General features: G+C 36.8%; 24 protein-coding genes. 14 read left to right on the forward strand and 10 right to left on the reverse strand.

From position 1 onward, the window contains the following. The first annotated feature begins 79 nt into the window (after positions 1-79). The 9 genes from BAZ10_RS09950 (at position 80) to BAZ10_RS09990 (ending at position 10,223) form a co-directional block, all read left to right on the forward strand. On the forward strand, positions 80-1,855 hold the full coding sequence (locus BAZ10_RS09950) for a ComEC/Rec2 family competence protein (protein WP_078771933.1): 1,776 nt from the start codon (positions 80-82) through the stop codon (positions 1,853-1,855). A gap of 109 nt (positions 1,856-1,964) precedes the next feature. Further along, on the forward strand, positions 1,965-2,627 hold the full coding sequence (locus tag BAZ10_RS09955; protein ID WP_078771934.1) for a succinate dehydrogenase cytochrome b subunit: 663 nt from the start codon (positions 1,965-1,967) through the stop codon (positions 2,625-2,627). 15 nt (positions 2,628-2,642) lie between these two features. Next, on the forward strand, positions 2,643-4,652 hold the full coding sequence (locus tag BAZ10_RS09960) for a fumarate reductase/succinate dehydrogenase flavoprotein subunit (RefSeq protein ID WP_078771935.1): 2,010 nt from the start codon (positions 2,643-2,645) through the stop codon (positions 4,650-4,652). Positions 4,653-4,675: 23 nt separating this feature from the next. Further along, a complete protein-coding gene (locus BAZ10_RS09965) occupies positions 4,676-5,449 on the forward strand; it encodes a succinate dehydrogenase/fumarate reductase iron-sulfur subunit (RefSeq protein ID WP_034867900.1) in 774 nt (257 codons plus the stop codon). Positions 5,450-5,621: 172 nt separating this feature from the next. After that, a complete protein-coding gene (locus BAZ10_RS09970; RefSeq protein ID WP_078771936.1) occupies positions 5,622-5,840 on the forward strand; it encodes a hypothetical protein in 219 nt (72 codons plus the stop codon). Between the two features lie 327 nt (positions 5,841-6,167). Then, positions 6,168-7,679, forward strand: coding sequence for a TlpA family protein disulfide reductase (locus tag BAZ10_RS09975; RefSeq protein ID WP_078771937.1), 1,512 nt, complete (start codon positions 6,168-6,170; stop codon positions 7,677-7,679). Positions 7,680-7,685: 6 nt separating this feature from the next. After that, the gene (gene rlmD / locus BAZ10_RS09980) at positions 7,686-9,098 is read left to right on the forward strand and encodes a 23S rRNA (uracil(1939)-C(5))-methyltransferase RlmD (RefSeq protein WP_078771938.1); all 1,413 of its coding nucleotides are present in this window, start codon (positions 7,686-7,688) and stop codon (positions 9,096-9,098) included. Then, complete coding sequence (locus tag BAZ10_RS09985; protein WP_078771939.1) at positions 9,095-9,583, forward strand: DUF6452 family protein; 489 nt, start codon at positions 9,095-9,097, stop codon at positions 9,581-9,583. Before rlmD ends, BAZ10_RS09985 begins: the two co-directional genes overlap by 4 nt. After that, on the forward strand, positions 9,549-10,223 hold the full coding sequence (locus BAZ10_RS09990) for a DUF6048 family protein (RefSeq protein WP_078771940.1): 675 nt from the start codon (positions 9,549-9,551) through the stop codon (positions 10,221-10,223). The genes BAZ10_RS09985 and BAZ10_RS09990 overlap by 35 nt, the downstream gene beginning before the upstream one ends. A 199-nt stretch (positions 10,224-10,422) precedes the next feature. On the opposite strand, the gene coaE is transcribed toward BAZ10_RS09990, so the two are convergent. The 4 genes from coaE to ruvB form a co-directional block, all read right to left on the reverse strand. After that, positions 10,423-11,025 carry a dephospho-CoA kinase gene (gene coaE / locus BAZ10_RS09995; protein ID WP_078771941.1) on the reverse strand — a complete coding sequence of 201 codons (603 nt, stop codon included), beginning with the start codon at positions 11,023-11,025 and terminating at the stop codon, positions 10,423-10,425. A 5-nt stretch (positions 11,026-11,030) separates the two neighbouring features. Next, positions 11,031-11,897, reverse strand: coding sequence for an MBL fold metallo-hydrolase (locus BAZ10_RS10000; RefSeq protein WP_034867882.1), 867 nt, complete (start codon positions 11,895-11,897; stop codon positions 11,031-11,033). A gap of 49 nt (positions 11,898-11,946) precedes the next feature. After that, the gene (locus tag BAZ10_RS10005; protein ID WP_078771942.1) at positions 11,947-12,588 is read right to left on the reverse strand and encodes an FMN-binding negative transcriptional regulator; all 642 of its coding nucleotides are present in this window, start codon (positions 12,586-12,588) and stop codon (positions 11,947-11,949) included. A gap of 90 nt (positions 12,589-12,678) precedes the next feature. Beyond that, positions 12,679-13,701, reverse strand: a complete 1,023-nt coding sequence (gene ruvB / locus BAZ10_RS10010; protein ID WP_078771943.1) for a Holliday junction branch migration DNA helicase RuvB — start codon at positions 13,699-13,701, stop codon at positions 12,679-12,681. A gap of 77 nt (positions 13,702-13,778) precedes the next feature. Here ruvB and hutI point away from each other — a divergent pair, with 77 nt between their 5' ends. Genes hutI through BAZ10_RS10025 form a run of 3 tightly spaced genes read left to right on the forward strand, consistent with a single transcriptional unit; the run spans position 13,779 to position 17,242 of the window. Continuing rightward, positions 13,779-15,002, forward strand: a complete 1,224-nt coding sequence (gene hutI, locus BAZ10_RS10015) for an imidazolonepropionase (RefSeq protein WP_078771944.1) — start codon at positions 13,779-13,781, stop codon at positions 15,000-15,002. 1 nt (position 15,003) lies between these two features. After that, complete coding sequence (gene hutG, locus BAZ10_RS10020; RefSeq protein WP_078771945.1) at positions 15,004-15,921, forward strand: formimidoylglutamase; 918 nt, start codon at positions 15,004-15,006, stop codon at positions 15,919-15,921. A gap of 19 nt (positions 15,922-15,940) precedes the next feature. After that, positions 15,941-17,242, forward strand: a complete 1,302-nt coding sequence (locus tag BAZ10_RS10025) for an aldehyde dehydrogenase family protein (protein ID WP_078771946.1) — start codon at positions 15,941-15,943, stop codon at positions 17,240-17,242. Between the two features lie 60 nt (positions 17,243-17,302). On the opposite strand, the gene BAZ10_RS10030 is transcribed toward BAZ10_RS10025, so the two are convergent. The 6 genes from BAZ10_RS10030 to BAZ10_RS10055 form a co-directional block, all read right to left on the reverse strand. Continuing rightward, positions 17,303-18,760: an alanine/glycine:cation symporter family protein gene (locus BAZ10_RS10030; protein ID WP_078771947.1), complete on the reverse strand. Its 1,458-nt coding sequence runs from the start codon at positions 18,758-18,760 to the stop codon at positions 17,303-17,305. A gap of 98 nt (positions 18,761-18,858) precedes the next feature. Then, positions 18,859-20,304: a pyruvate kinase gene (gene pyk / locus BAZ10_RS10035; RefSeq protein ID WP_034867875.1), complete on the reverse strand. Its 1,446-nt coding sequence runs from the start codon at positions 20,302-20,304 to the stop codon at positions 18,859-18,861. Next, complete coding sequence (locus BAZ10_RS10040; RefSeq protein WP_009085607.1) at positions 20,297-20,767, reverse strand: IPExxxVDY family protein; 471 nt, start codon at positions 20,765-20,767, stop codon at positions 20,297-20,299. Before BAZ10_RS10040 ends, pyk begins: the two co-directional genes overlap by 8 nt. Continuing rightward, complete coding sequence (locus BAZ10_RS10045) at positions 20,739-21,509, reverse strand: ribonuclease III family protein (protein WP_034867872.1); 771 nt, start codon at positions 21,507-21,509, stop codon at positions 20,739-20,741. Before BAZ10_RS10045 ends, BAZ10_RS10040 begins: the two co-directional genes overlap by 29 nt. Beyond that, entirely contained in the window at positions 21,509-22,756 is a 1,248-nt protein-coding gene (fabF, locus tag BAZ10_RS10050) for a beta-ketoacyl-ACP synthase II (RefSeq protein ID WP_034867870.1), read from the reverse strand. Before fabF ends, BAZ10_RS10045 begins: the two co-directional genes overlap by 1 nt. A 26-nt stretch (positions 22,757-22,782) precedes the next feature. Next, positions 22,783-23,022 (reverse strand): acyl carrier protein, encoded by a 240-nt coding sequence (locus BAZ10_RS10055; RefSeq protein ID WP_002976354.1) that lies wholly within the window; start codon positions 23,020-23,022, stop codon positions 22,783-22,785. 193 nt (positions 23,023-23,215) lie between these two features. On the opposite strand from BAZ10_RS10055, the gene folE reads away from it, so the two are divergent. After that, the gene (folE, locus tag BAZ10_RS10060) at positions 23,216-23,881 is read left to right on the forward strand and encodes a GTP cyclohydrolase I FolE (protein ID WP_078771948.1); all 666 of its coding nucleotides are present in this window, start codon (positions 23,216-23,218) and stop codon (positions 23,879-23,881) included. 144 nt (positions 23,882-24,025) lie between these two features. Then, complete coding sequence (gene cysS / locus BAZ10_RS10065) at positions 24,026-25,489, forward strand: cysteine--tRNA ligase (protein ID WP_078771949.1); 1,464 nt, start codon at positions 24,026-24,028, stop codon at positions 25,487-25,489. The last annotated feature ends 10 nt before the right edge of the window (positions 25,490-25,499 follow it).

Genomic DNA, 25,499 nt, shown 5'->3' on the forward strand with positions numbered 1-25,499 from the left:
AATTTCTTTTTGTTTTATTTTTTTAATTAAATTTAAGATTGATATGTATTGAAACTAAGTTTAATTAAAATGATTGTTAATGAAAAAGCAGCCAGTTTTCTGTCTTTTCATTTCTTTCTCAATTGGAATTTTCGTCGGAGATGAATTTTCTGCAGACAAAAGTGCTGCAGGATTCTTTATGCTTGTTGTTGTAGCTTGTGTATTGACTTCTTTTTGCTTTAAAAAGGGAAAAGTTATAACATTTATACTATTCTTTATTTTTCTGGGACAGCTCTCACATTCTTTTAATACTCCGGATAAAAGCATTTCTGACTTTAAGGATAAACTTGCTATCAATTTTCAGATTATAAAAAAGCTTAATAGCACGGAAGAAAACAGACGCTATATTATATATGTATCTGCAATCGGCGGAAAAGAGAAGTTGGTGCAACCTTTTTATGCTGTCTATAGCCTGAAGAAAGATAAGAATGGATTAGATTTTATGCATACTTATTCAGGAATTTACTACATCAATAAAATTAAACCTCCACAGAACGATTATCAGTTCAATTATCAGAAATATATGTTGCGGAATAATGTGGCCTATCAGATCTATTCAAAAGAAGAGCCTGTAGCCATGACGAAAAATACATTGTTAGAAGATAAAGTGAAACAGATTCGTCTTGATTTTTTAAAGTGTATTGATAATTCAGCACTTTCCACAGAGTCCAGAGATTTTCTGAAAGGTATAATCCTTGCGGATAGAACTGATATGGATGCAGTTGTGTCAGCTGATTTTACTAAAACAGGTCTTGTTCATTTTTTAGCAATATCCGGAACTCATATGGTGATTATTTTCTGGTTATTAATGTTTATTCTGAAAAGATGTATTCCGTTAAAATTCAAAAATATTGCTGTCATAATAAGTCTGATATTAATATGGGTTTTTGCAGTATTCATAGATTATGGAAGTTCGGTTGTAAGATCCTGCCTCATGCTCACGTTTTATTATGTCATGATACTTTTACAACGAAAACCAGATTTATTGCACTCTATGGCATTGTCTGGACTGATAATTTTGATAGCAGATACTCAGCAATTGTTTGATATAGGTTTTCAATTAAGCTTTCTGGCGGTATTCGGAATTTATTGGTTAAATCGTCCTGTTTTAAATTGTTTGCCAAAAGCCCGAAATAGTGTTCATGATTTTTTTCTTCAGGTATTCAGTATTACACTTTCTGCGCAGTTCATAACCTTACCACTTATTTTGTACTATTTCCATCAGTTTTCCTTAGTTTCTGTTGTTGCAAATCTGGCTGTAGTTCCGCTCTCAGAAATTATTATTGTCTTTTCCTTGTTAATGGTTCTCGTATTAAATTTTTTTGGAGATATTTTTGTGTTTAATTTCCTTTATGATCAGCTGATTATTCATTTGCTAAAACTCATTCATTTTTTTGCTCAGGCTGATTTTTTATTTTTTGAAGATATACCAATATCTTTACCTGAAGTTATATTGCTTTTTGTGCTTTTGTATTTGCTGAGGTTTTTGATAAAAGAAAGAAGGAATAAGGTTGTCCTTCAGTTTGGTTTTGTAGTTTGTTTTTTCTTTTTGTTGAGATTGGGGCTAAATATTCATGCTTTTTATAAAGAAGAATTTTTGTGTCATCAGTATTTTAATCAGAAGATTTTTTCTGTCAGAAAAAATGCTAAAGTTACCTTCTTTTTTGCTGATAATCTGGATAAAAACAAGATTGAAAATTACTTAGTTAAGCCTTATATCGTTTCCCGAAGAATTAAGAATTATGAAATGATTTATTTTAACACTAAGGAATTTGATAAGTTGAAATATAGAAATGAGATAAAATCTGTTAAATAATGTTAATTATTTAGATTCAATATAAACTAAGGTTTAATGATGAATCTCATTTACTACACGCACAAGAATTGTTAATTTTGTGAAATTAGAAAAATAATATAATTAGACTATGGCAGGATTGACATCTTCATCAATCGGGAGAAAATTCCTTATGGCTTTATCAGCGATGTTTTTGCTGATATTCCTTATTATGCACCTTTCTGTAAACCTTATTTCGGTTTTTAGTCAGGATGCCTTTAATGAGGCGTCTCATTTTATGGGATATAACCCGCTTGTACAGTTTTTAATGCAACCTATTTTAGGGTTTGCAGTAGTGTTTCACTTTGTAATGGGCTTTATTCTTGAGGCGAAGAATAACAAAGCACGTCCGGTAAAATACGGTTACAGCAACAATGGAGCTAATGCTACATGGGTATCCAGAAATATGATTATTTCAGGAGCAGTAATTTTAGCTTTCTTGGCATTACACCTTTACGATTTTTGGATTCATGAAATGGATTTCAAATATGTAAAGCATTTGTCACCAGAGCCTACGCGTTACTGGGAAGAGCTTCATCACAAATTTGCAGATCTGTGGAGAGTAGCGCTTTATGTAGTTTCATTTGTATTACTAGGTCTTCACTTATCTCATGGATTCCAGTCTTCTTTCCAATCGGTTGGGGCTAATCATCCAAAGTATTTACCAGCAATTAAAACTATCGGAAATGTTTACTCAGTAATCATTCCTTTAGGATTTATTTTTATTGCTATCTTTCATTATGTAACTCAATAACCAATAAATATTATTATGGGTTTAGATTCTAAAATTCCAGCAGGGCCATTGGCTGATAAATGGAAAAATCATAAAGATCACATGGAACTTGTTGCGCCAAACAACAGGGATAAAATTGATATTATTGTTGTAGGAACAGGTCTTGCGGGAGGTTCTGCGGCAGCAACTTTGGCAGAACAGGGCTATAATGTAAAAGCTTTTTGTTATCAGGATTCTCCAAGAAGAGCTCACTCTATTGCGGCTCAGGGAGGTATTAACGCAGCAAAAAATTATCAAAACGATGGTGACTCTGTCTATCGTTTGTTTTATGATACTATTAAAGGTGGTGACTACCGTGCAAGAGAAGCTAACGTATATCGTTTGGCTGAAGTTTCTGGTAACATCATAGATCAGTGTGTATCTCAAGGGGTACCGTTTGGTAGAGAATACGGTGGTATGCTGGATAACCGTTCTTTTGGTGGGGTTCAGGTAAAAAGAACTTTCTATGCAAAAGGGCAAACAGGTCAGCAGCTTCTTCTAGGCGCTTACGCAGCAATGAGCCGTCAGATTGGTAAAGGTCGTATTAAAATGTACAACCGTCACGAGATGATGGAACTTGTTATTGTAGACGGAAAAGCAAGAGGTATTATCGCAAGAAATCTTGTGACAGGAGAAATCGAAAGACATTCTGCTCACGCAGTTGTTATCGCTTCCGGTGGTTATGGTAATGTTTACTTCCTTTCTACAAATGCAATGGGATCTAACGTTTCTGCTGCATGGAAAATTCACAAAAAAGGTGCTTACTTCGCAAATCCTTGCTACGTTCAGATTCACCCTACTTGTATTCCGGTACACGGAACACAGCAGTCTAAACTGACGTTGATGTCTGAATCTCTAAGAAACTCAGGAAGAATCTGGGTGCCTAAAAAGATTGAAGATTCTATTGCTATCCGTGAAGGAAAGAAAAAAGCAAAAGATATTGCTGAAGAAGATAGAGACTACTATTTGGAGAGAAGATATCCTGCGTTCGGTAACTTAGTACCGCGTGACGTTGCTTCACGTGCTGCTAAAGAAAGATGTGATGCTGGTTTCGGTATCGAAAATAATGATACTAAAGAAGGGGTGTACTTAGATTTCTCTACGGAGATTATGAAGAAAGGTAAGGAAGCTGCAACCGAACAAAATATACACAATCCTTCTTCTGCGCAAATTTATTCTTTAGGTAAAGCATGGGTTGAAGAGAAATATGGAAACCTTTTCCAGATGTATGAGAAAATTACTGCGGATAATCCATACGAAACTCCAATGAAGATATATCCAGCAGTACACTATACAATGGGTGGAGTATGGGTAGATTATAACCTGATGTCTACTATTCCTGGATGTTTTGTTATAGGTGAGGCTAACTTCTCTGATCACGGTGCTAATAGATTGGGAGCTTCTGCTCTAATGCAAGGTCTTGCAGATGGTTATTTTGTACTGCCATATACAATCGCTAATTATCTTTCTGCAGATATCAGAACTGGTGCTATACCAACCAATACACCTGAATTTGATCAGGCTGAAAAGGAAATTAAAGACAAGGTTGAATTCTTCCTTACCAATAAAGGTAAACATTCTGTAGATCATTTCCATAAGCAATTAGGGCACATTATGTGGAATAAGGTTGGTATGGGACGTACAGCTCAGGGGCTTCAGGAGGCGATTAAAGAAATTGAAGAGGTAAGAAAAGATTTCTGGCAGAACGTAAGAGTTCCGGGAGATGCAGATAACCTGAATCCGGAATTGGAAAAAGCTTTCAGAGTTGCAGACTTTCTGGAGCTTGGTCAGCTAATGGCAATTGATGCACTAAACAGAAATGAATCTTGTGGAGGTCACTTCCGTGAAGAGTATTCTACACCAGATGGTGAGGCTCAGCGTGATGACGTGAACTACAAATATGTTGCTGCCTGGGAATACAAAGGAGCAGACATCAACCACGAGGTAATGCACAAAGAAGATCTTGTTTACGACAATATCGAAGTTAAAACAAGAAGTTACAAATAATCTCCAACCTTAAAATAAAAGTTATGAGTGAAAAAAAAGGTCTCAATCTTACACTGAAAATTTGGAGACAAAAAAATAATAAGACAAAGGGTCAGTTCGAAACCTATAAAATATCAGATGTTTCTACAGACAGTTCATTCCTTGAAATGTTAGATATTCTGAATGAAAATTTAATAAACGAAGGAAAAGACCCTATCGCTTTCGATCACGACTGTCGTGAGGGTATCTGTGGTATGTGTTCTCTATACATCAATGGTAGAGCGCATGGTCCTGATACAGGTATTACTACTTGTCAGTTGCATATGCGTCACTTCAAAGATGGTGAGACTATTCATATCGAGCCATGGAGAAGTGCAGCCTTTCCAGTGATCAAAGACTTGGTAGTAGACCGTTCTGCATTTGACAGAGTGATGGCTGCCGGTGGTTTTATTTCTGTGAATACTTCAGGTAGAACAACTGACGCTAACAATATTCCTGTGCCAAAAGAAGATGCTGATAAGGCCATGGATGCTGCAGCGTGTATCGGATGTGGAGCTTGTGTAGCAACTTGTAAAAATGGTTCTGCAATGTTATTTGTAGGAGCTAAAGTTTCTCAGTTTGCATTATTGCCACAAGGTAGAGTTGAGGCAAAGCGCAGAGTGCTTCATATGGTAAAACAAATGGACGAAGAAGGATTCGGTAACTGTTCTAATACAGGTGCTTGTGAGGTTGAATGTCCAAAAGGTATCTCTTTGGAGAATATTGCAAGAATGAACAGAGAATATCTAAGTGCTAACTTTACAACAGCTAATCACTGAGATTACAACTTCTCTATAAATAAAAGCCGCGAATAAGCGGCTTTTTTTATTTGTAAATCTGATCTTTATGGTGATGTTTTTATTATTGAAATGTTAAATTTTATATTTTTTAATTATTTAATATATAACAATAAATATTTATTTATAAATTAGTATTACCAAATCTAAACATATGGAAAATAAAAATTTAGAGACCAAATTGAATTTTGGCGGAAAAAAATTATCCTCTAAAGAACTGAACAGTATAGTTGGAGGTGGGCTTCTAGGTAACATCTTTGGAGGTCTTGACAAAGAGTTGAGTAAAATCGAACAAGAACTGAAAAAAGTTCGTGACGGTATTATTGGTGGTATAGACAAAGTTATAGACGGCGTTATACCTCGTAAACCTTAATTTCGTTTTTTAATCATTTTTATTCAGTTCCAAGACTGTACTTAATAAATTAAAACAGCCTTTAGCTGTTGGAGGAAATGAGTAACTATCATCCTCGTATAAATATAACCGCTGGATTCAGCGGTTTTTTTTTGATAATAAAGTCGAATAACATCATTTTAAATCTGGAACTAGTTGTTTTATACAATGATATTGTGTGAAACAAAATTATTTTAGGTCTTAAAGCCACTGTGAAAACAAAAGTAAGCGTTAAATAATATTAAAAGATGACAAAATCGGGGATATATATGGAAAAAACGTTATTTTTGCTTCTATTAAAATTTTGAGATGAAAAAACTATTATTAATAGTATTATGCACTTTATTTATAGTGTCTTGTTCAAACAAAAAGACAGTTGTTATCTCTGGTAAAGTTATCGGAGGCTCGCCATTGGAAAGGATAGAAATTGTTGACATGTCAGGTGTTGCAACACTGCCTATCGCTAACTTTGGTGTAGATGCACAAGGTAATTTCTCTGATACGATCCAGATTCCTAAAAATGGTGTATATACACTTTCTTACGGAGGTAACTATGGTACTGTTTATTTAAAAGGTGGTGAGAATGTAAGGCTTTCCGGTAATAGCGCAGCTGGTTTCCCAAAAGTATTTACTGTTGAAGGAGATTCGAAAAATAATGTGTTTTTACAAAAAACACAAACTTATTTAGATAATTATTTTTCTAAAATTCAGCAAGATATTATCACTCAGGATGAAGCTAAATTCATCGATCAATTGAAGAAATTCAGATCTGACCTGAATAAAGAGATGGATAATCTTGCAAAGTCTACAGGTGCTGATAGCGATTTAGTAAAATGGAAAAAAGATGAACTGGATGTTAATCTTCTTTCTTTCTCTGGAAAATATATAGAGCTGCATGGACAGGTTACAGGAAAACCTGATTATAAAGCATCTCAGAAGCTAAAAGATTATCAGAAAGAATTAAAAGGAGATGAAGATGCTAAAATCAAAATGTATCCTTCATACAGAGGTTATATGCTAAGTACTCTTGGTCAGGATTTTCAGGCTTATGCTATGAAAAACCAAAAGCCAGATGGTACTACAACTGAAGTGTTCATTAACTATATCAAGGATAAAAAAGATTATTCTCAATTGGTTAAAGACTACCTGATTTCTTTTGTTGCAGGTATGGATATGCACCCACAACAAGCTAACTCAGAAAAATTAATGAAGTTATTAAATGATAACATTAAAGATTCTGAAGTTAAAGCGGGATTAGAAAAAGTAGAAAAAGCTGTTTACGGTCTTAAAGTTGGTACAGCTGCACCATCAGTAGACTTTATTGATGTGAGTGGTAAAAAAGTATCTTCATCATCATTCAACGGAAAACCGACATTGATTATGTTCTACGCTTCTTGGAATCCATATATTGCAGAATCTGTAGTGCCAATGCTTAAGGAAGTTACTAATGCTTATAAGAGTAAAGTAAATTTCGTATTTATTGATGTGGATGACAATGCAGCTCAATTCAAAAAAACAGCTGTAGCAATGCTAAACGGAACTGAAGGACAGAAACTATATGCAAAAGGAGGTCTTAAATCTGAAATGGCACAAAAATATGCACTATACGGATTTAAATTGCCAAGCTTTTTAATCTTAGATAAAGATGGTAAAATAGCAAGCAAGAGTTTCATGAGTATGATGGAACCAGACTTCAAGACTGCTTTAGATAAGGTGTCCGGAATTACCGGACCAGTTATTACTCCGCCACAAATGCAAGTGCAGCCTGCACCAGCACCTGTGGATTCAGCAAAAGTAAAGACAGAGGCGAAAGCTAAATAATATAAGATGCAGAAAAAAAAGAAGAATGTAATTCTTGAAAATATCAAACTCCTTTCAGCCGGTGCGAAAGGAGTTTCTGTTGGTAAAACAGAGGATGGTAAAACCATTTTGGTGAGTGGGGCTGTACCTGGAGATCTGGTGAATGCTCGTATGAAAAAGTCGAAAAAGAACTATATTGAAGCTGAAGCAATAGAGATTCTGGAGGAATCTCCTGACAGGGTAGATGCCAAATGTATACATTTCAGCGTATGTGGAGGATGTAAATGGCAGAATCTTAGCTACGAAAAGCAATTAGCGTTTAAAGAGGATGAAGTACTGAACAACATTCGTAGAATTGGTGGTATTGAAGGTTTTGAAGCGCTGCCTATTCTAGGATCTGCTGAACAGTATTTTTATAGAAATAAAATGGAATTTTCTTTCTCTAACGCACGTTGGCTTACATTGGAAGAAGTAAATTCTACTGAAGAAATAGCCGACAGGAATGCATTGGGATTTCATATCCCGGGACAGTGGAGCAAAATTCTGGATCTGAAGGAGTGCTTCCTGCAAGAAGATCCGTCCAACAATATTCGTCTTGCTGTAAAAGAATATGCCGAGGAAAATAATCTTGAATTCTTTGATGTAAGAAATCAGGAAGGTTTTCTTCGTACGTTAATGATGCGTCAGAACTCTAAAGGAGAATGGATGGTTTTATTCCAGCTTTTTGAAGAGAACGAAACCGAGCGTGTAAAGCTTCTTGATTACTTATTACAGAAGTTTCCGCAAATCCATACATTACTTTATGCAATTAATCCAAAAGGAAATGATAGTATATATGATCTGGATATTCAAACCTATTACGGAGAAGGATTTTTGTATGAAGAAATGGATGGACTTAGATTTAAAATAGGACCAAAATCATTTTTTCAGACCAACTATAAGCAGGCTTTGGAATTGTACCGTAAAACCCTCGAATTTGCTGATCTGAAAGGAGATGAAGTTGTATACGATCTTTACACAGGTACGGGTACGATTGCACAATATGTTGCCCGTAATGCAAAACAAGTAATAGGCATAGAAGCAGTACAGGAGGCTATAGATGCGGCTAAAGAGCATGCAGAACTGAATGGTCTTACCAATTGTACTTTCTACTGTGGAGATATGAAAGATATCTTCAATCAGGAGTTTTTGGAATCTCACCCTAAAGCAGATGTTTTAATTACTGACCCGCCAAGAGACGGGATGCATGCTAAAGTTGTAGAACAGATACTTAATCTGTCACCGGAGAAAATTGTATATGTAAGCTGTAATTCTGCAACGCAGGCCAGAGATTTGGCTATGTTAAAAGAACATTATAACTTAGTGAAGGTTTTGCCGGTAGACATGTTCCCGCAGACCCATCACGTAGAGAATATAGCACTGCTTATTAAAAAATCATGAAGTATATAAAGTTTATATTTTGCTTTGTTCCTTTGTTGCTGGCTGTAGTAGCCTGTAATCAGGAAGATGATATATGTACTGAGGGAGGTTCTCCTAAGATGAAAGTAAAGTTTAAAAGAGCTGCAGATGGTAAGCTTACCAAAATGGACAGCCTCACAGTCCGTATACTATGGGGTACAGATACCCTAATGGTAGCGAATAACTCCAAAGCGGTAGATTCAGTAATGATACCGCTGAAAGTTACCGGAGACGGCTTTACAGATATTCTGGTTCAGACCAACCCAAAATCAAAAACAGAAATCTCTAAAATCAAAGTAAAGTATACTGAATCTTCAGAATATGTTTCACCAGGCTGTGGAATAAGAAAATTGTATGATAATCTTACAGTATCACCTATTGAAGGACTAAATCCGGTGAAAAGTGTTGACATTAACTCTAATCAAATTCATAATGAAGTTAAGACTGTTCTATACTTTAATTTTTAGTCTTTTTATTTCCCTAAGCTTTGCGCAGGAGAAGAAAAAGATAAGCAGTGATACCCTTGCTGCTAAAAAATGGAAATATAAGCCTAATGTAATGATTGGAGTAGATGTACTTCACCTAGGACTAATGGCTTTTACTGATCAGAAATTATTCCAGGCTTTTGCTACATCGCGTATACAACCAAGGCTTCACCTGGTAGCTGATGTAGGCTATGAAAAGAATAAGTATGACAAAAACGGATACGATGTATCAGCAAAAGGATTGTTCGTTAAAGCTGGAACATTATACATGCTAAGCCCGGACCCTGAAAATAAACAAAACGGATTTTATGCTGGCGGAAAAGTGGCAGCATCTTTTTATCAGCAGGAAATGAGATCTGTTCCAACCAGAGGATATCAGGGACACGATTCTTATGCTTCATTCCCGACATCATCTCAGTCTGCTTATTGGCTGGAAGGAGCTATTGGAGGAAGGGTAGAACTTTTCCATTCCAACTTCTATATAGACGCGCAAGTACAGCCAAAATATATGATCTATACAACAAAACAAGAGAATATAACTCCAATGGTAATTCCGGGATTCGGGACCGATGCCAATAAGTTCAAACTTGGCTTTATGTGGAGCATAGCTTACCTGTTTTAACATAAAAAGCCTCCTGAAAAGGAGGCTTCCAATCACTTATTACTTAAACATTTTAATCTACTCATCAATTGTGAGCTAAAACAAAATGCTTCCAAAAATAATAAAAAAAATAATATGAATTTTTTAATATTCAATATTATTTTACCAAAGTTTTTTATATGTATGAAAATTAGAAAACCCTTACAGAAAGGGTTTAGTTCTAAATTTTATGCAAATCGCTAATAAGAGATGTCATAATTTTTTCGGTACTCAAACGAAGGTGCTGCATATCCGAATTATTTTCAATGACGTAATCTGCAAGCCGTATTTTCTTTCTTTCCGGCATTTGATTATCTATTACTTTTTCTACTTCACGATAGGTTTTTGAATCCCTGTCCATTACCCTTTTTATTCTTATACTTTCATCAGCTGTTACCAGCAGACTTTTGTCACACTGCAAGTTTAATTTCAGTTCAAAAAGTAGCGCTGTTTCTTTAAAAATAATTTCACGGGATTGTCTCTTTACCCAGTCATGAAAGTCCTTGTTAACTGCAGGATGAATAATTGCGTTCAGCTGTTTTAGTAATTCATCATTGCTGAAGACTACAGAGCCAACATATTTTCGGTCATAGAGCCCATTTTTATCATAAGCTTGTGATCCTAATAGCTGAATAATAGCTGCTTTCAGATCATCATTTTCATTTACCAGATCTTTTGCTTTTGTATCAGAATTATAAACAGGATATCCCATTTCTTCTATGAAACGAGCTACAGTTGTTTTTCCAGAACCGATACCACCTGTAAGGCCAATGATTTTATGCATATTTATTAGTATCCGAATATATCATTGAACTTATGAATTTCATCTAAACGAGGCCCTTTTTCTGTCATTTTTAATGTTGCCAGCTCGTTATGAGCATCGTGTTCGAAGAAGAGAATATATTCATTATCCACAGCCTGCTTCAGGAATTTTTCTTTTTCAGATACTGTTAAAAGGGGACGCGTATCATAACCCATTACATATACTAATGGAATATGGCCTACAGTAGGAATAAGGTCTGCTGCGAAAACAATTGTTTTTTCCTGATATTTGATCACCGGTAACATTTGTTTTTCAGTATGACCGTCCACAAAAATAATATCCATTTTAAGGTCAGGTGCAAATCCATAGTTACCCGTTGTAGGTAATGGCACAAAATTAAGCTGGCCGCTTTCCTGGATAGGAAGAATGTTTTCCTTCAGGAAGCTTGCTTTCTCTCTTGGATTAGGTTCTGTTGCCCATTCCCAGTGGCTTTCATTACTCCAGTATCTGGCATTTTTAAATGCAGTACGATAACCGCTTCTGTCATCATTCCATTCTATAGAGCCTCCACAGTGGTCGAAGTGCAAATGGGTAAGAAAAACATCGGTAATATCGTCTTTAACAAAACCATATTTTGCCAAAGATTTATCTAAAGTAGCATCTCCCCATAGGTCGTAATGCCCAAAGAATTTATCGTCCTGCTTATTACCAAGACCATTATCAATAAGAATAAGGTTTTTTCCGTCCTCAATCAGCAGACAACGCATACCAAGATCGATAAGATTTTTGCTGTCCGCAGGGTTTGTTTTTTGCCAGATAGATTTCGGAACCACACCAAACATGGCACCGCCGTCCAATTTGAAATTTCCGGTTTCTATAGGATATAGTTTCATAAAGAATCTTTTGGGTTAAGATAGTAATTTTTCCGGAAATGATCGGCACTTATTGATCTTTTTGTACTTCCTGATCTTTGTCAGCCGCTACTTTTAGCATTTTATCTGCTATAATCTTAGCATTGATGTCACCAGAATCCTGTAGGTTTTCGATAATCATATCAAGGTTCTTTTTATTGCGATTCTGAGAGAGTTTGCTTTTAATGAAAATTTCGTCCGGAATAATATTTATACCAGAAGCTCCTTTCATTTCTTTCCTTACAAAGTTATCCCCCATATTCTGAACATACATTGGGCACTTCTGATATTTTTCATATTTAGTTGTCAGTTTCTCCAGATGTTTGTAGAGCTCTTCATCGGTCATTGTTCTTATTGTACCGCGAACCTGCACTGCTTCATAATTCCAGGTTGAAACGTTTATATGATCGTACCATGAGGATGAAATATAGGTGTGTGCACCAAGGAAATCACATAATACCTGATCCCCGTCTTTCAGAGCTTTAGCCTGAAAATTAGCTTTAGAAATATGGGTTTCCAGCATAAAATCTTCATTGGTATCATTCATCAAAAACATAGAATGGGTGGCAAACAGTTTTTCTTTGGAAGAAATCAGAAGACCAAAGGAATGATTAGTGATAATCTCCTTTAGCAAACCAAAATCCTCACTTTTATAGAGTTTAGGAATATGCATGTATATAAGTTTTTATCTGAAACAATAGATTTTGACAAAGTCCTTAGGAGACAATGCTATACTATAAAGATAAGTTAATAAACTGATAAATTAAAAAAGCTCGTCTGGTCTCTTAGGCTTGGCCATATTCAGATGCTTATAGGCTTTTTCTGTTACTTCACGCCCTCTCGGAGTACGGATAATAAAGCCTTCCTGAATAAGAAAAGGTTCATAGACTTCCTCCAACGTTTCCGGATTTTCTCCAATAGAAGTAGCCAAAGCACTGATACCAACGGGGCGTGCCTTAAAGTTTTCGATCATGGTTCTCAATATCTTGTTATCCATTTCATCAAGACCATATTCATCAACTTTTAATGCATTCAGAGCAAATTTGGTAATTTCAATTTCAATATTTCCGTTGCCTTTTATTTCTGCAAAATCACGAACCCTTCGCAGCAAAGCATTAGCTATTCTTGGGGTACCACGACTTCTTCTGGCAATTTCTATTGAAGCGTCTTCATAGATTTTGATGCCCATAACCCTTGCACTTCTTTGTATAATCGTAGAAAGCAATTCGATGTTATAATATTCCAGTCTGGACTGGATACCAAATCTGGCAAGTAATGGTTTTGTTAACATACCGGAACGCGTAGTTGCGCCTACCAGTGTAAAAGGGTTTAGCCCTATCTGTACCGAACGTGCATTGGGACCGGTTTCCAGCATAATGTCGATCTTAAAGTCTTCCATAGCAGAATACAGGTATTCTTCGACTACAGGAGATAGTCTATGAATTTCGTCAATAAACAATACATCATTTTCCTCCAGATTTGTTAGTAATCCTGCAAGATTTGCCGGTTTATCCAATACCGGACCAGAAGTCAGCTTGCAGTTAACGCCAAGCTCATTGGCAATAATGTGTGCTAAAGTCGTTTTTCCTAATCCCGGCGGGCCATGTAATAAGACGTGATCCAGAGAACTGTTTCTGGATTTGGCTGCCGCAACAAAGATTTCCAGGTTTTCCAATGTCTGGCGCTGCCCAGCAAAATCTCTGAAACTTTGCGGACGAATATGATCTTCCTGAAAAAGCTCATCATCGGAAAAATTCTCTTTATCGGGGTGAAGGAAGTTAGGCATAACTAAATTTGTGTAGAGTCAAATTTATAAAAAAATAAAGCGCAATCAAATTTCTATTTTTATCGTAAATTAGTGAGATGAAAATAATCGGACCTTTTAAGCAAGTAGTAACACTTGCCAACTTACCTCTACGAGGTAGTTTAAAAGATGAACAGCTGGAAATTATAGAGAACGCCGGGATATTAATTGAGTCATGTAAAATCGTTAAAGTTGACAATTTTGAAACTTTAAGAAAAGAATTTCCAAATGTTACTTTGGAAGAAATGGAAGGAGACCAAATTGCTATGCCTGCATTTACAGACTGCCATACACATATCTGCTTTGCCGGAAATCGCGCCAATGATTTCTCGATGCGTAATAGTGGAAAAACATATCTGGAGATTGCAGAATCCGGAGGTGGGATATGGAGCTCTGTAAAGCATACCCGTGAAGCAACGGAAGAAGAATTGCATAAAACACTTTGCACTAGAATAGATGACCTTGTTCGTCAGGGAATCACAACGATAGAAATTAAAAGTGGTTATGGATTAAAGCTGGATTGTGAGCTGAAAATGCTGAGAGCTATTAATCATGCTAAAGAAAAAACACCAGCGAAATTGATACCTACGTGCCTTGCAGCACATATGAAACCTAAGGATTTCATCGGAGATTCTGAAGAATACCTTAACTACGTATTAGAGTATATCTTGCCTGTTGTTCAGGAAGAGCATCTGGCAGAAAGAGTAGATGTATTTATTGAGAAATCTGCTTTTCAGCCGGAGGAGAGTAAGAGATTCTTACAAAAAGCAAAAGCAATGGGATTTGAAATCACAGTTCATGCGGATCAGTTTACGCCTGGAAGCTCGCGTATAGCAGTAGAATGTGGTGCTAAGTCTGCCGATCATTTAGAGGCAACTTCTGATGAAGATATTGACTACTTAGCAAAATCAAATACAGTTGCGGTGGCACTTCCGGGAGCAAGTATTGGTTTAGGAGATTCTTTTGCTCCGGCCCGTAAAATATTAGATGCAGGCGGAATATTAGCTATTGCTACAGACTGGAATCCTGGTTCAGCACCAATGGGTAAGCTGGTTACACAGGCTTCAATTCTCGCAGCATTCCAGAAGTTATCTACAGCAGAAGTTTTAGCGGGGATTACATTCAGATCGGCTTATGCTTTAGGGTTTGAAGACCGTGGTGTATTATCCGAAGGGAAAAGAGCAGACATGGTTTGCTTTAAAACAGATAACTATCAGAATGTATTATACAGACAGGGTGCATTAGAGCCAAGTGCTGTTTACATCAAAGGAGAAAAATACTAATATGGAAAGAATCTGGTCTGGCCGTTTTGATGGCGAAGACTTATTAAGCAGAAGGCTTTTTCAGGCAGTTGAAGATATAGCAGATTATAAAGAGATTATAGATAACAGCTTTTTTTTGCATGGCTTTGCAGTAGACGAGGGCGTGAAAAGAAATAAAGGCAGGGTAGGAGCAGCAGCAGCCCCCAATGTTATCCGAAAGAATATGAGTAATTTCCCGGTGGTATCACCTAGCTTAAGGCTTTTTGATTTCGGGGATATATACTGTCCGGATGAAAATCTGGAAAAAACACAACAAAGCTTGGCAGATGCTGTAGCCAGCGGATTGCTAAATAAGGGTAAAAGTATTGTATTAGGTGGCGGGCATGAAGTTACTTATGCACATTACTCAGGTATAAAAAAAGCTTTTCCGGGTAAGAAAATTGGCATTATTAATTTCGATGCTCATTTTGATAACAGAGAACCGGAAAATAATTTAGCTTCGTCCGGAACAGGATTCTGGCAGATTGCTAATGAGGGAAAAATCCACTCTCTGCATATTGGAATTCAAAGAAATAGTAATACTCTGAAATTATTTGATGCTGCACACCAGTATGGGATGAAGTATATTCTTGCAGATGAGCTCTTTTTCGAAAATCTGGCACAGCTATATCCAAGGATAGATGAATTTTTGGACGGAATAGATGTGCTGTATGTTACGATATGCATGGACGTTTTTAATGCGTCTATCGCACCTGGTGTAAGTGCTTCAGCCTATAACGGAATTTTTACGGATCAGGCATTTATGCTGTTATACAGACATATTTTACGGAATAATAAATTAAAAGCTTTAGATGTTGCTGAAGTAAATCCTGTCTATGATATTCAGGACAGAACAGCGCGACTGGCGGCATCTTTAGTAAATGAATGGTTAATGATATAGAAAATATATAAAACAGAAAATGCTTACAACAGAACAAATTGAGAATAAGTTGCTGGAAGCTGATAAAGCTTTTGGAGAATGGAGAAAGGTAACTTTTGAGGAAAAGCAGGAATTGTTGGCGAAAGCAGCACAGCTGCTGTTAGATAAATCCGAAGAATACGGAAAGATCATCACACGTGAGATGAATAAGCCTATTTCTCAGTCTATAGCTGAGATTGAGAAATGTGCTTTGATGATGAATTATTATGCGAAAGCAGAGAATATATTAAAGCCGGAAGAAGTAAAGACTAAATTCAATGTGTGTGAAGTTCATCATACACCAATGGGAGTTATACTTGGTGTAATGCCATGGAATTATCCTTTCTGGCAGGTGCTTCGTTTCGCTGTTCCGGCATTACTGGCAGGGAATACAGTCGTGGTAAAACATGCTTCGATCTGTTTTGAAAGCGGAAATACTATAGAAAAAATACTAACAGAAGCAGGATTTCCTAAAGGAGTATTCCTGAATCTGGAAGCTGGACATAAAGAAATTAAGGGGATTATAGAGAACCCTGTGGTACAAGGGGTAAGCCTTACCGGAAGTGAACCTGCCGGAGCATCTGTTGCGTCTATTGCAGGTACAAATATTAAAAAATCAGTTTTAGAACTGGGCGGAAGCGATGCTTTTATTATTCTTGAAGATGCTGATTTCGATAAAGCAGCAAGAGTAGGAGCGGAGTCAAGGCTTCAGAATTGCGGACAAACTTGTGTAGCCGCAAAAAGATTTATTATCCATCAGAATGCTGAAAACGAATTCCTTCCTAAATTTATTGAAGAATTCAAAAAATATGTTCCGGGAGATCCTAACGATAAAGAAACTAAACTTTCTGCAATGGCCCGTAAAGATTTAGCCGATGATTTGGAAGCTCAATATAAAAAGGCACTGGATAATGGAGCTGAACCAATAGTTCCATTAGAGAGAATCTCGGATATTGTTTTTAAACCAGGCTTGATGAGAGTGAATGAAGGCAATCCTATTCTTGAAGAGGAGCTTTTTGGCCCCCTAGGAATGGTATTAATCGGAAAGAGCGATGACGACTGTTTACAGCTGGCAAATAATACAAGGTTTGGATTGGGGAACTCAATCTGGACAAGGAATAAAGAGAAAGCTTTCTTTTTTGCTGAAAATCTGGAATCCGGAGCTGTAGGTGTTAATGAAATGACTAAATCTATGCCTGATATGCCTTTGGGAGGCGCTAAGCGTTCAGGATATGGTACAGAGTTATCCTTATTTGCGCTAAAAGAATTTACAATTCCTAAAAGTATTATAGGAACACTTTAATAAAAAAAACCGACAGTCAGCTGTCGGTTTTTTTTATATAATGGAATCTATTCCAAGAAATTATTTCTCCCAAAAGTCAGCATTTTTAATTCCTGCTTCTTTGGAATTAAAATACATATTCCCGGATTTCTTTTTAAGCTTATAGTCTTTCCACACTTTTAGGGTAATATTCCCCAGAAGGAGAATGGCCATAATATTTACCCATGCCATTAATCCTACTCCAAGATCTCCCAATGCCCATGCAATTTTAGCTTCTTTAACGGTTCCGAAGTATGCCGCAAACAAGAAGACAACTCTTAAAATCCAAATATATGTTTTCTTATTGCCGGATTTAATCAGATAAGAAATATTAGTCTCCGCGTAATAGTAATAAGCCATAATAGTAGTAAAGGCAAAGAAGAATAATGCAAAAGCAACAAACTGTTTACCAATACCAGGGAAAACATGAGAGACTGCGGCCTGTGTAAAGCCTGTATAATCAATTCCCGGAACATTTTGTACCAAATATGTATCGTTCGGACCTAATACGTTATACTGCCATGTAAACAGGATAATAAATGCCGTTGCAGAACATACAAATAGTGTATCTATATAAACTGAAAACGCCTGAACAAGACCTTGCTGAGCAGGATGTTTTACTTCTGCAGCCGCTGCAGCATGTGGTGCCGTTCCCTGACCTGCTTCATTAGAATAAATTCCTCTTTTTACTCCCCAGGCTATGGCCATCCCGAAGATCCCGCTAAAGGTAGCATTCATATTGAATGCAGAACTGAAAATAAGTTTTAAAACGGAAGGAACTTCTTTAATGTTGAGAACAATAATAATGACTGCCATTAGAATATAAATTCCTGCCATAAACGGAACTACAAATTCGGCTGTTTTTCCAAGTCTTTTTACACCCCCAAATATGATTAATGCCAATAGGACAATAATCAGGATTCCAACATAGTTTACCGGCAGCTCTCCAACCAGAGGAAAATTATAGTGTTCTGTTCCTATAGAAAAAGAATTGTTTACTGCAGAAGCAATACTGTTGCTCTGTACACCCGGAAGTAATAAGCCTGTACTGATAATGGTAAGAACTGCGAATAACACTGCATACCATTTTACTCCAAGTCCTTTTTCTATATAATAAGCGGCTCCACCACGATATTCACCATTAGATTCCTGTTTGTACAATTGTCCTAGAGTAGCTTCTACGAAAGCAGATGCAGAGCCCAAAAATGCAATGAGCCACATCCAGAATACAGCACCCGGGCCTCCCATAGCTATAGCTGTGGCAACTCCCACAATATTTCCGGTACCTACACGCCCCGAAATGGCCAATGAAAATGCCTGAAATGATGAAATCCCTTTGTCAGATTCGTTTTTACTGAAGAGAAGTTTCACCATATCTTTCAGATAGGTAACCTGAAGAAATCCTGTTCGGATAGAAAAATAAAGACCGGTAATTAAGCAAAGATAAATGAGAGCATCGGACCATACAAGGTCGCTAAAAGAGTGAATAATTTTGTCCATGTATTAATTTGTCCTAATATACAATTATTTAGTGATGGACTAAAAAACGAAAAATCCCTGTCTGCTGACAGGGATTGTATATAAAAGAATAGATCTTCTTAGATTGTCGTTAAACGAAGTGTATTTGTTTTTCCACCTTCGTGAACCGGCATCGCGTTAAGGTTAACTACGAAATCTCCTTGCTCTACAAGACCATAGTTCCATGTAAGCATATTAACCTGAATAACAGTTTCATCCGTAGATTTTTTCATGTCATAGAAGAATGCTCTTACACCCCAAAGAAGGTTTAGCATTGTAAGTACACGCTTGTTAGAGCTGAATACTACGATGTGAGAATTCGGTCTGTGAGATGAAATCTGGAATGCTGTATAACCAGAGTAAGTAAGTGTTACAATCGCTTTAGCATCTGTTTTTTCAGCAATTCTTACAGCTGAATAACAAACAGAATCTGTAATGAAACGGTCGTCTACACAGTTAATCTTTTCTATAGGCTCATTTCTTGTACTGTACATCTGAGTATTCTCGATGTTGCTTACAATCTTAGCCATTGTTTTTACAACGTCTACCGGATATTTACCCACAGATGTTTCACCAGATAGCATTACCGCATCCGCTCCGTCTAATACAGAGTTTGCAACGTCATTTACTTCGGCTCTTGTAGGAGTCATGCTGTTGATCATTGTCTCCATCATCTGGGTTGCAACGATTACAGGCTTAGAATATTTTCTTGCTTTTTCAGCTAGTTTCTTCTGAATTAATGGAACTTCTTCCATAGGAACCTCTACACCAAGATCTCCACGTGCCACCATTATACCGTCGCATTCTGCAAGAATTTCGTCGATATTTTTCACACCTTCAGGCTTTTCAATCTTAGCAATAATTGGTGTACGGAATAATTTTCCGTTCGGGTGATTAGAAATAAGTTCTTTCAGGTCTATGATATCCTGTGCATGACGTACAAATGAAAGAGCGATCCAGTCGAATTCATTATCCAAGATAAAGTTAGCGTCCTGGATATCTTTTTCAGTCAATGCAGGAAGAGATATCTGAGTATTAGGAAGGTTTACCCCTTTCTTTGAACTTAGAGGACCTCCTTGTATTGTTTTTGCTTTAACAGTGTCTTTACCATTAGTGTCAATAACTTCTAAAACAAGCTTTCCATCGTCGATAAGGATTCTTTCTCCTACTTTTACATCCAACGGGAATCTTTCATAAGTCATGTACACTTTTGTAGAGTCACCTTCTACTTTTTCATTTGTGAAGGTAAGTACATCTCCAGGATTCAGGTAAGAACCCTCTTTTACAACACCTACACGAAGCTTTGGTCCTTGAAGGTCTCCTAAAATAGACGTAGAGAAACCATACTCTGCATTAATCTCACGGATAAGGTTAATGTTTTGTTTTACCAGATCGTAATCAGCGTGTGAAAAGTTAATTCTGATAACATCTGCTCCGGCTTGTACCATGCGCAGGATTGTCTCTTTATTTGAGGATGCAGGCCCAAGGGTTGCAATAATTTTAGTTTTCTTTAGATATTCACTCATTTTCTTGAATATATTGGTATATTAATTCTTCAGGTTGAATTTGATATTCCTGAATTGGAAAGATCACATTTTCAGGAAACAAAATTAAGGAAAAATCGGGAAACGAATCCTGAGTTTTTATTAAGAAATCGACATCTTGGTGTTCTTCCAGCAGATAATGTATCTCCTGTAAACCTTCAAAGAGGTTAGACGGCGTGTTTTCTTCCTTTTTGAAGGATTTATTAGCTATTATCTGATAACAGTTTTTTTCACCTTTATCATATCCCTGCATGGACAAGAATTCATATTCTGTTAATCCGTTTTGGGTTATAAAGTCTTCTGTTCTGTGAAATTGGAATTCGTTACAACGATTAATGTCAAAAAAAAACTGATGGTATGAAACGGGTTTCGTCAAGCGGATAAGCCCGACGGTTATAGCTTCATCATCATCAAAATCAAGGCGTATTTTTTTTACTTTCGCCATTAATGTTTTCTTTTTTTTGCAATGCGTAGTAAGCCCGCTGTGCAGCTTTTTCCTCAGCTTTTTTCTTGGAAGCTTCGGATGCATTGGAAATTTGTCTGTCCTCCATCCATACGCTGCTACGGAAATGAACAGTCTTGTTGACATAGTTCTCCTCAGTAGTTTCGAAACGGAGATGTATTTTTTGCTTTTGACCCCACTCCAGTAATAATCCTTTGTAGCTGATAATCTTATTTTCCAGATTAAGGATGTCCTGTTTAGTCAGAAGCTGGCCCAAGATTATTTCTCTACATTTATCATAGTCTATGTCCTGATAAATAGCGCCAACTAATGCTTCGAAAAGATTACCGTGGATATTTTCACTCAAAGTGGTGTTCTCTTCTTTATTTTGTAAAAATCTGGTAAGTTCCAAACGCTCTCCCAGTGCATTCAAATTTTTACGGTTTACCACTTTAGATTTCATCTGTGTAAGGAAACCTTCATTGGCATTAGGATATTCATGGAAAATGTGACAGGAAACAATACTTCCTAATACAGCATCCCCCAGATATTCTAATCTTTCGTAGTTGAAGGCTTCTTTTGTGGTGTTCGGAGATTTTAACGTGAAGGCCTCTTTGAATAATCTAAGGTCATTCACTTTGTAGCCCACCAGTCTATTAATGGCGGCTTTAAAATTTTTATCTTTATCGGATAAAGTTTTGGTTCGTTTTTTTAAAAGATTGGAAAAATAGCTTTTAATCTCCATTAAATCTTTTTGAATAAAACGCAGGCATTATGCCCTCCAAATCCAAAAGTGTTGCTCATTGCAATATTTACTTCCTTCTTCACTGCTGTGTTGAAAGTAAAGTTAAGTCTGCTGTCCAGTCTCTCATCATCTGTGAAATGATTGATCGTTGGAGGAACAATTCCGTGGATAATAGTGCCTAATGCTGCTATAGATTCTATAACTCCGGCTGCACCTAATAAATGCCCCGTCATAGACTTAGTAGAATTGATCTGAATATCAAATGCGTGTTCACCTAATAATTTAGCAATTGCCTGAGATTCCGCAATGTCTCCTAATGGAGTAGAAGTACCATGCATGTTGATGTGGTCTACTTCATCAGTAGTAACTCCGGCATCATCCAGACATCTTTTCATTACTAAATAAGCACCTAACCCTTCCGGATGTGGAGCTGTCATGTGGTGAGCATCTGCACTAAGACCTCCACCCAGTAGTTCGGCATAAATTGTAGCGCCTCTTTTTACAGCGTGTTCGTATTCTTCAAGAATGATACATCCAGCTCCTTCACCCAATACAAAACCATCTCTGTCTTTGTCGAATGGACGGGAAGCTGTTTTAGGATCGTCATTTCTTGTTGAAAGTGCATGCATAGCATTGAAGCCACCTACACCACTAGCTGTTACAGCTGCTTCAGATCCTCCACAAACAATAACATCCGCTTTGCCTAACTGAATAAGCATTTTAGCATCAATAATTGCATTGGCAGAAGAAGCACAAGCTGAAACTGTGGTATAGTTAGGACCATGGAATCCAAATTCTATAGAAATATTCCCCGGCGTAATGTCGGCGATCATTTTAGGAATAAAGAAAGGGTTGAATCTTGGGATGCTATTTGACGCAGCGTATCCTAAAACTTCAGTTTCAAAAGTTTCAAGCCCGCCAATTCCGGATCCCCAGATAACACCTACACGGTCTTTGTCTACATTGTCCTCAATAATACGACTGTGAGCAATCGCCTCACGTGCAACAACCTGCCCTAATTGCGAGTTACGGTCCATTTTTTTAGCCTCCTTCTTGTCGAAGTGGTTTAAAGGATCGAAGTTTTTAACCTCGCAGGCAAATTGAGTTTTAAAATTAGTGGAATCAAAAAGAGTAATCGGCGCTGCTCCACTTGTACCTTTTACAAGGCTCTCCCAGTACTCATTTGCATTATTTCCTATCGGTGTAAGGGCTCCGAAGCCAGTTACTACTACTCTCTTTAATTCCATAAATTTTCTTTAATGTTCTTCAACAATTATTTGTTGACTACTTCTTCAATATAAGCGATTGCGTGTCCTACTGTTGTAATTTTTTCAGCTTGGTCATCAGGAATCTGAATGTTGAATTCTTTTTCGAACTCCATGATCAACTCAACAGTATCCAGAGAATCTGCTCCTAAATCGTTAGTGAAGCTAGCTTCTGGTGTTACTTCAGTTTCTTCCACGTCTAGCTTATCAGCGATGATAGCTTTAACTCTTGATGCGATGTCTGACATAGTAAATGTATTTTAAAAATTGTTAATCCAACTGCAAATATATAAAAAATCGAATCATTTGCTATTTTTTTACTCAATTTTGATGATTTACGTGGTTTGAAAAATTAAGGTTCTAAAAACGAATTATTTAAAATTTAATCTGGATTCTTTCATCCTGATTTTATTCATTATTTTTGCTTGAAAATATTACAGAATGAATGATTTTTTTGATAATGACGATGATATTTACGACGGAAATCAACATACACCACTAAGAAAAGATGCTTTTAAGCTGTCTGCAGATGAAAAAGTTCAGAAGATTGAAGGTCTTTTCAGTGAGATAATGGAAACACTTGGACTGGATATGACGGATGATAGTCTGAAAGATTCACCTAAGCGTGTAGCGAAGATGTATGTCAATGAAATCTTTGGTGGATTACTTCCTGAAAATAAACCCGGAATATCTACTTTTAAGAATCAATATAAATATAGACAGATGTTAGTAGAAAAGGATATTACTGTTTATTCTTTCTGCGAACATCACTTTCTTCCTATTATAGGAAGGGCCCACGTAGCTTATATATCCAATGGTAAAGTAATCGGACTTTCCAAGATCAACAGAATTGTAGATTATTATGCAAAGCGTCCGCAGGTACAAGAGCGTCTTACAATGCAGATTGTAGGAGCGATGAAGGAGGCTTTGGGAACTAAAGATGTAGCTTGTATTATAGATGCAAGACATCTTTGTGTAAATTGCAGAGGTATAAAAGATACAGCAAGTTCAACAATTACCGCAGAACTAAGTGGTATTTTCAGAACAAATCCTATCACAAGACAGGAATTCCTTCATTATGTAGGGAGCCATGCAAAACTGGATTAAAGTAATATAAAATGATAAAATTTAAAAAAGTTTCGAACCGGATTTTTCTAGCTACAATTATTTGTTGTGGCAAATAGTAATTATATTGGGAGAAAACTACAACAAGATCATTTTAATCTTTCACTTTAAACAACATTATAAATAATGCAACTTAAAATATATAACTCGCTTACAGGAGAAAAAGAAGACTTCAAACCCATATTGGACGGAAACGTCGGAATGTATGTCTGCGGACCTACAGTGTATAGTAATGTTCATTTAGGAAATGTAAGAACTTTTCTTTCCTTCGACTTTATATATAGATCCCTGCAATTTCTGGGATATAAAGTAAGGTATGTAAGAAATATTACGGATGCTGGGCATTTAACGGATGACGGGAATATAGATAATGACCGTTTCATTAAGCAATCCCGACTGGAAAAATTAGAACCAATGGAAATTGTACAGAAGTATACGGTCGATTTCCATGAAGTACTAAAGAAATTTAATTTGCTTCCGCCTACAATAGAGCCAACAGCAACAGGTCATATCATCGAGCAAATTGAACTGACAAAAAAGTTAATTGAAAAGGGATTTGCTTACGAAAGTAATGGATCCGTTTATTTCGATGTTCTGGAATATAATGCAAGAGGACTTAATTATGGGGAACTAAGCCGCAGAAATATAGAAGAGCTTTTTGCCAATACCCGTGATCTGGATGGACAGGGCGAGAAAAAAAATCCACAGGATTTTGCACTTTGGAAAAAAGCATCTCCACAACATATTATGCGTTGGATTTCTCCCTGGGGAGAAGGTTTTCCGGGATGGCACCTGGAATGTACTGCAATGAGTACTAAATATCTTGGAGATAAATTCGATATTCACGGTGGCGGAATGGATCTTAAATTCCCACACCACGAATGTGAGATTGCCCAAGGGAAAGCTTGCAATGGTACAGAGCCGGTAAATTACTGGATGCATGCCAATATGCTAACGATGAATGGGCAAAGAATGAGTAAATCTACAGGTAATTATATTCTGCCAATGGAGTTAATTACCGGGAATAATAGCTTCTTCGAAAAGCCATTCCATCCAAGCGTTTTACGTTTCTGTTTTCTGCAGGCACACTACAGAAGTGTGTTAGATATTTCCAATGAAGCAATGCTAGCGAGTGAAAAAGGCTTTAGCCGTTTGATGGACGCTGTAAAAATGTTAGATGAAATTCAACCATCCGATGCATCTACGGTTAATGTTATGGAGTGGCTGGATAAAGCATATTCTGCGCTTGTTGACGACTTTAATAGTCCGATACTTATATCGCATCTTTTTGAAGCTGTAAAATGGATTTTCCTTCTTAAAGACGGGAAAGAAACAATTACAGCAGATGACCTTGCATTGCTAAAAGAAAAGCTGAATGCTTTTGTATTTGATGTGCTGGGATTACAAACGATAACAGAAGAAACGGGAAGTGATAAACTGGATGAAACATTACAGTTATTGATTGAACTGAGAAATCAGGCAAGAAAGACTAAAAACTGGGAGTTGTCGGATCAGATAAGAGACCGCCTTCTGGAAAAAGGTATTGAACTAAAAGACGGAAGAGAAGGGACATCTTATACGATTAACTAGATCATCCGGA

Source organism: Elizabethkingia occulta (assembly GCF_002023715.1).
In the GTDB taxonomy this organism is placed as follows: Bacteria; Bacteroidota; Bacteroidia; order Flavobacteriales; family Weeksellaceae; genus Elizabethkingia; species Elizabethkingia occulta.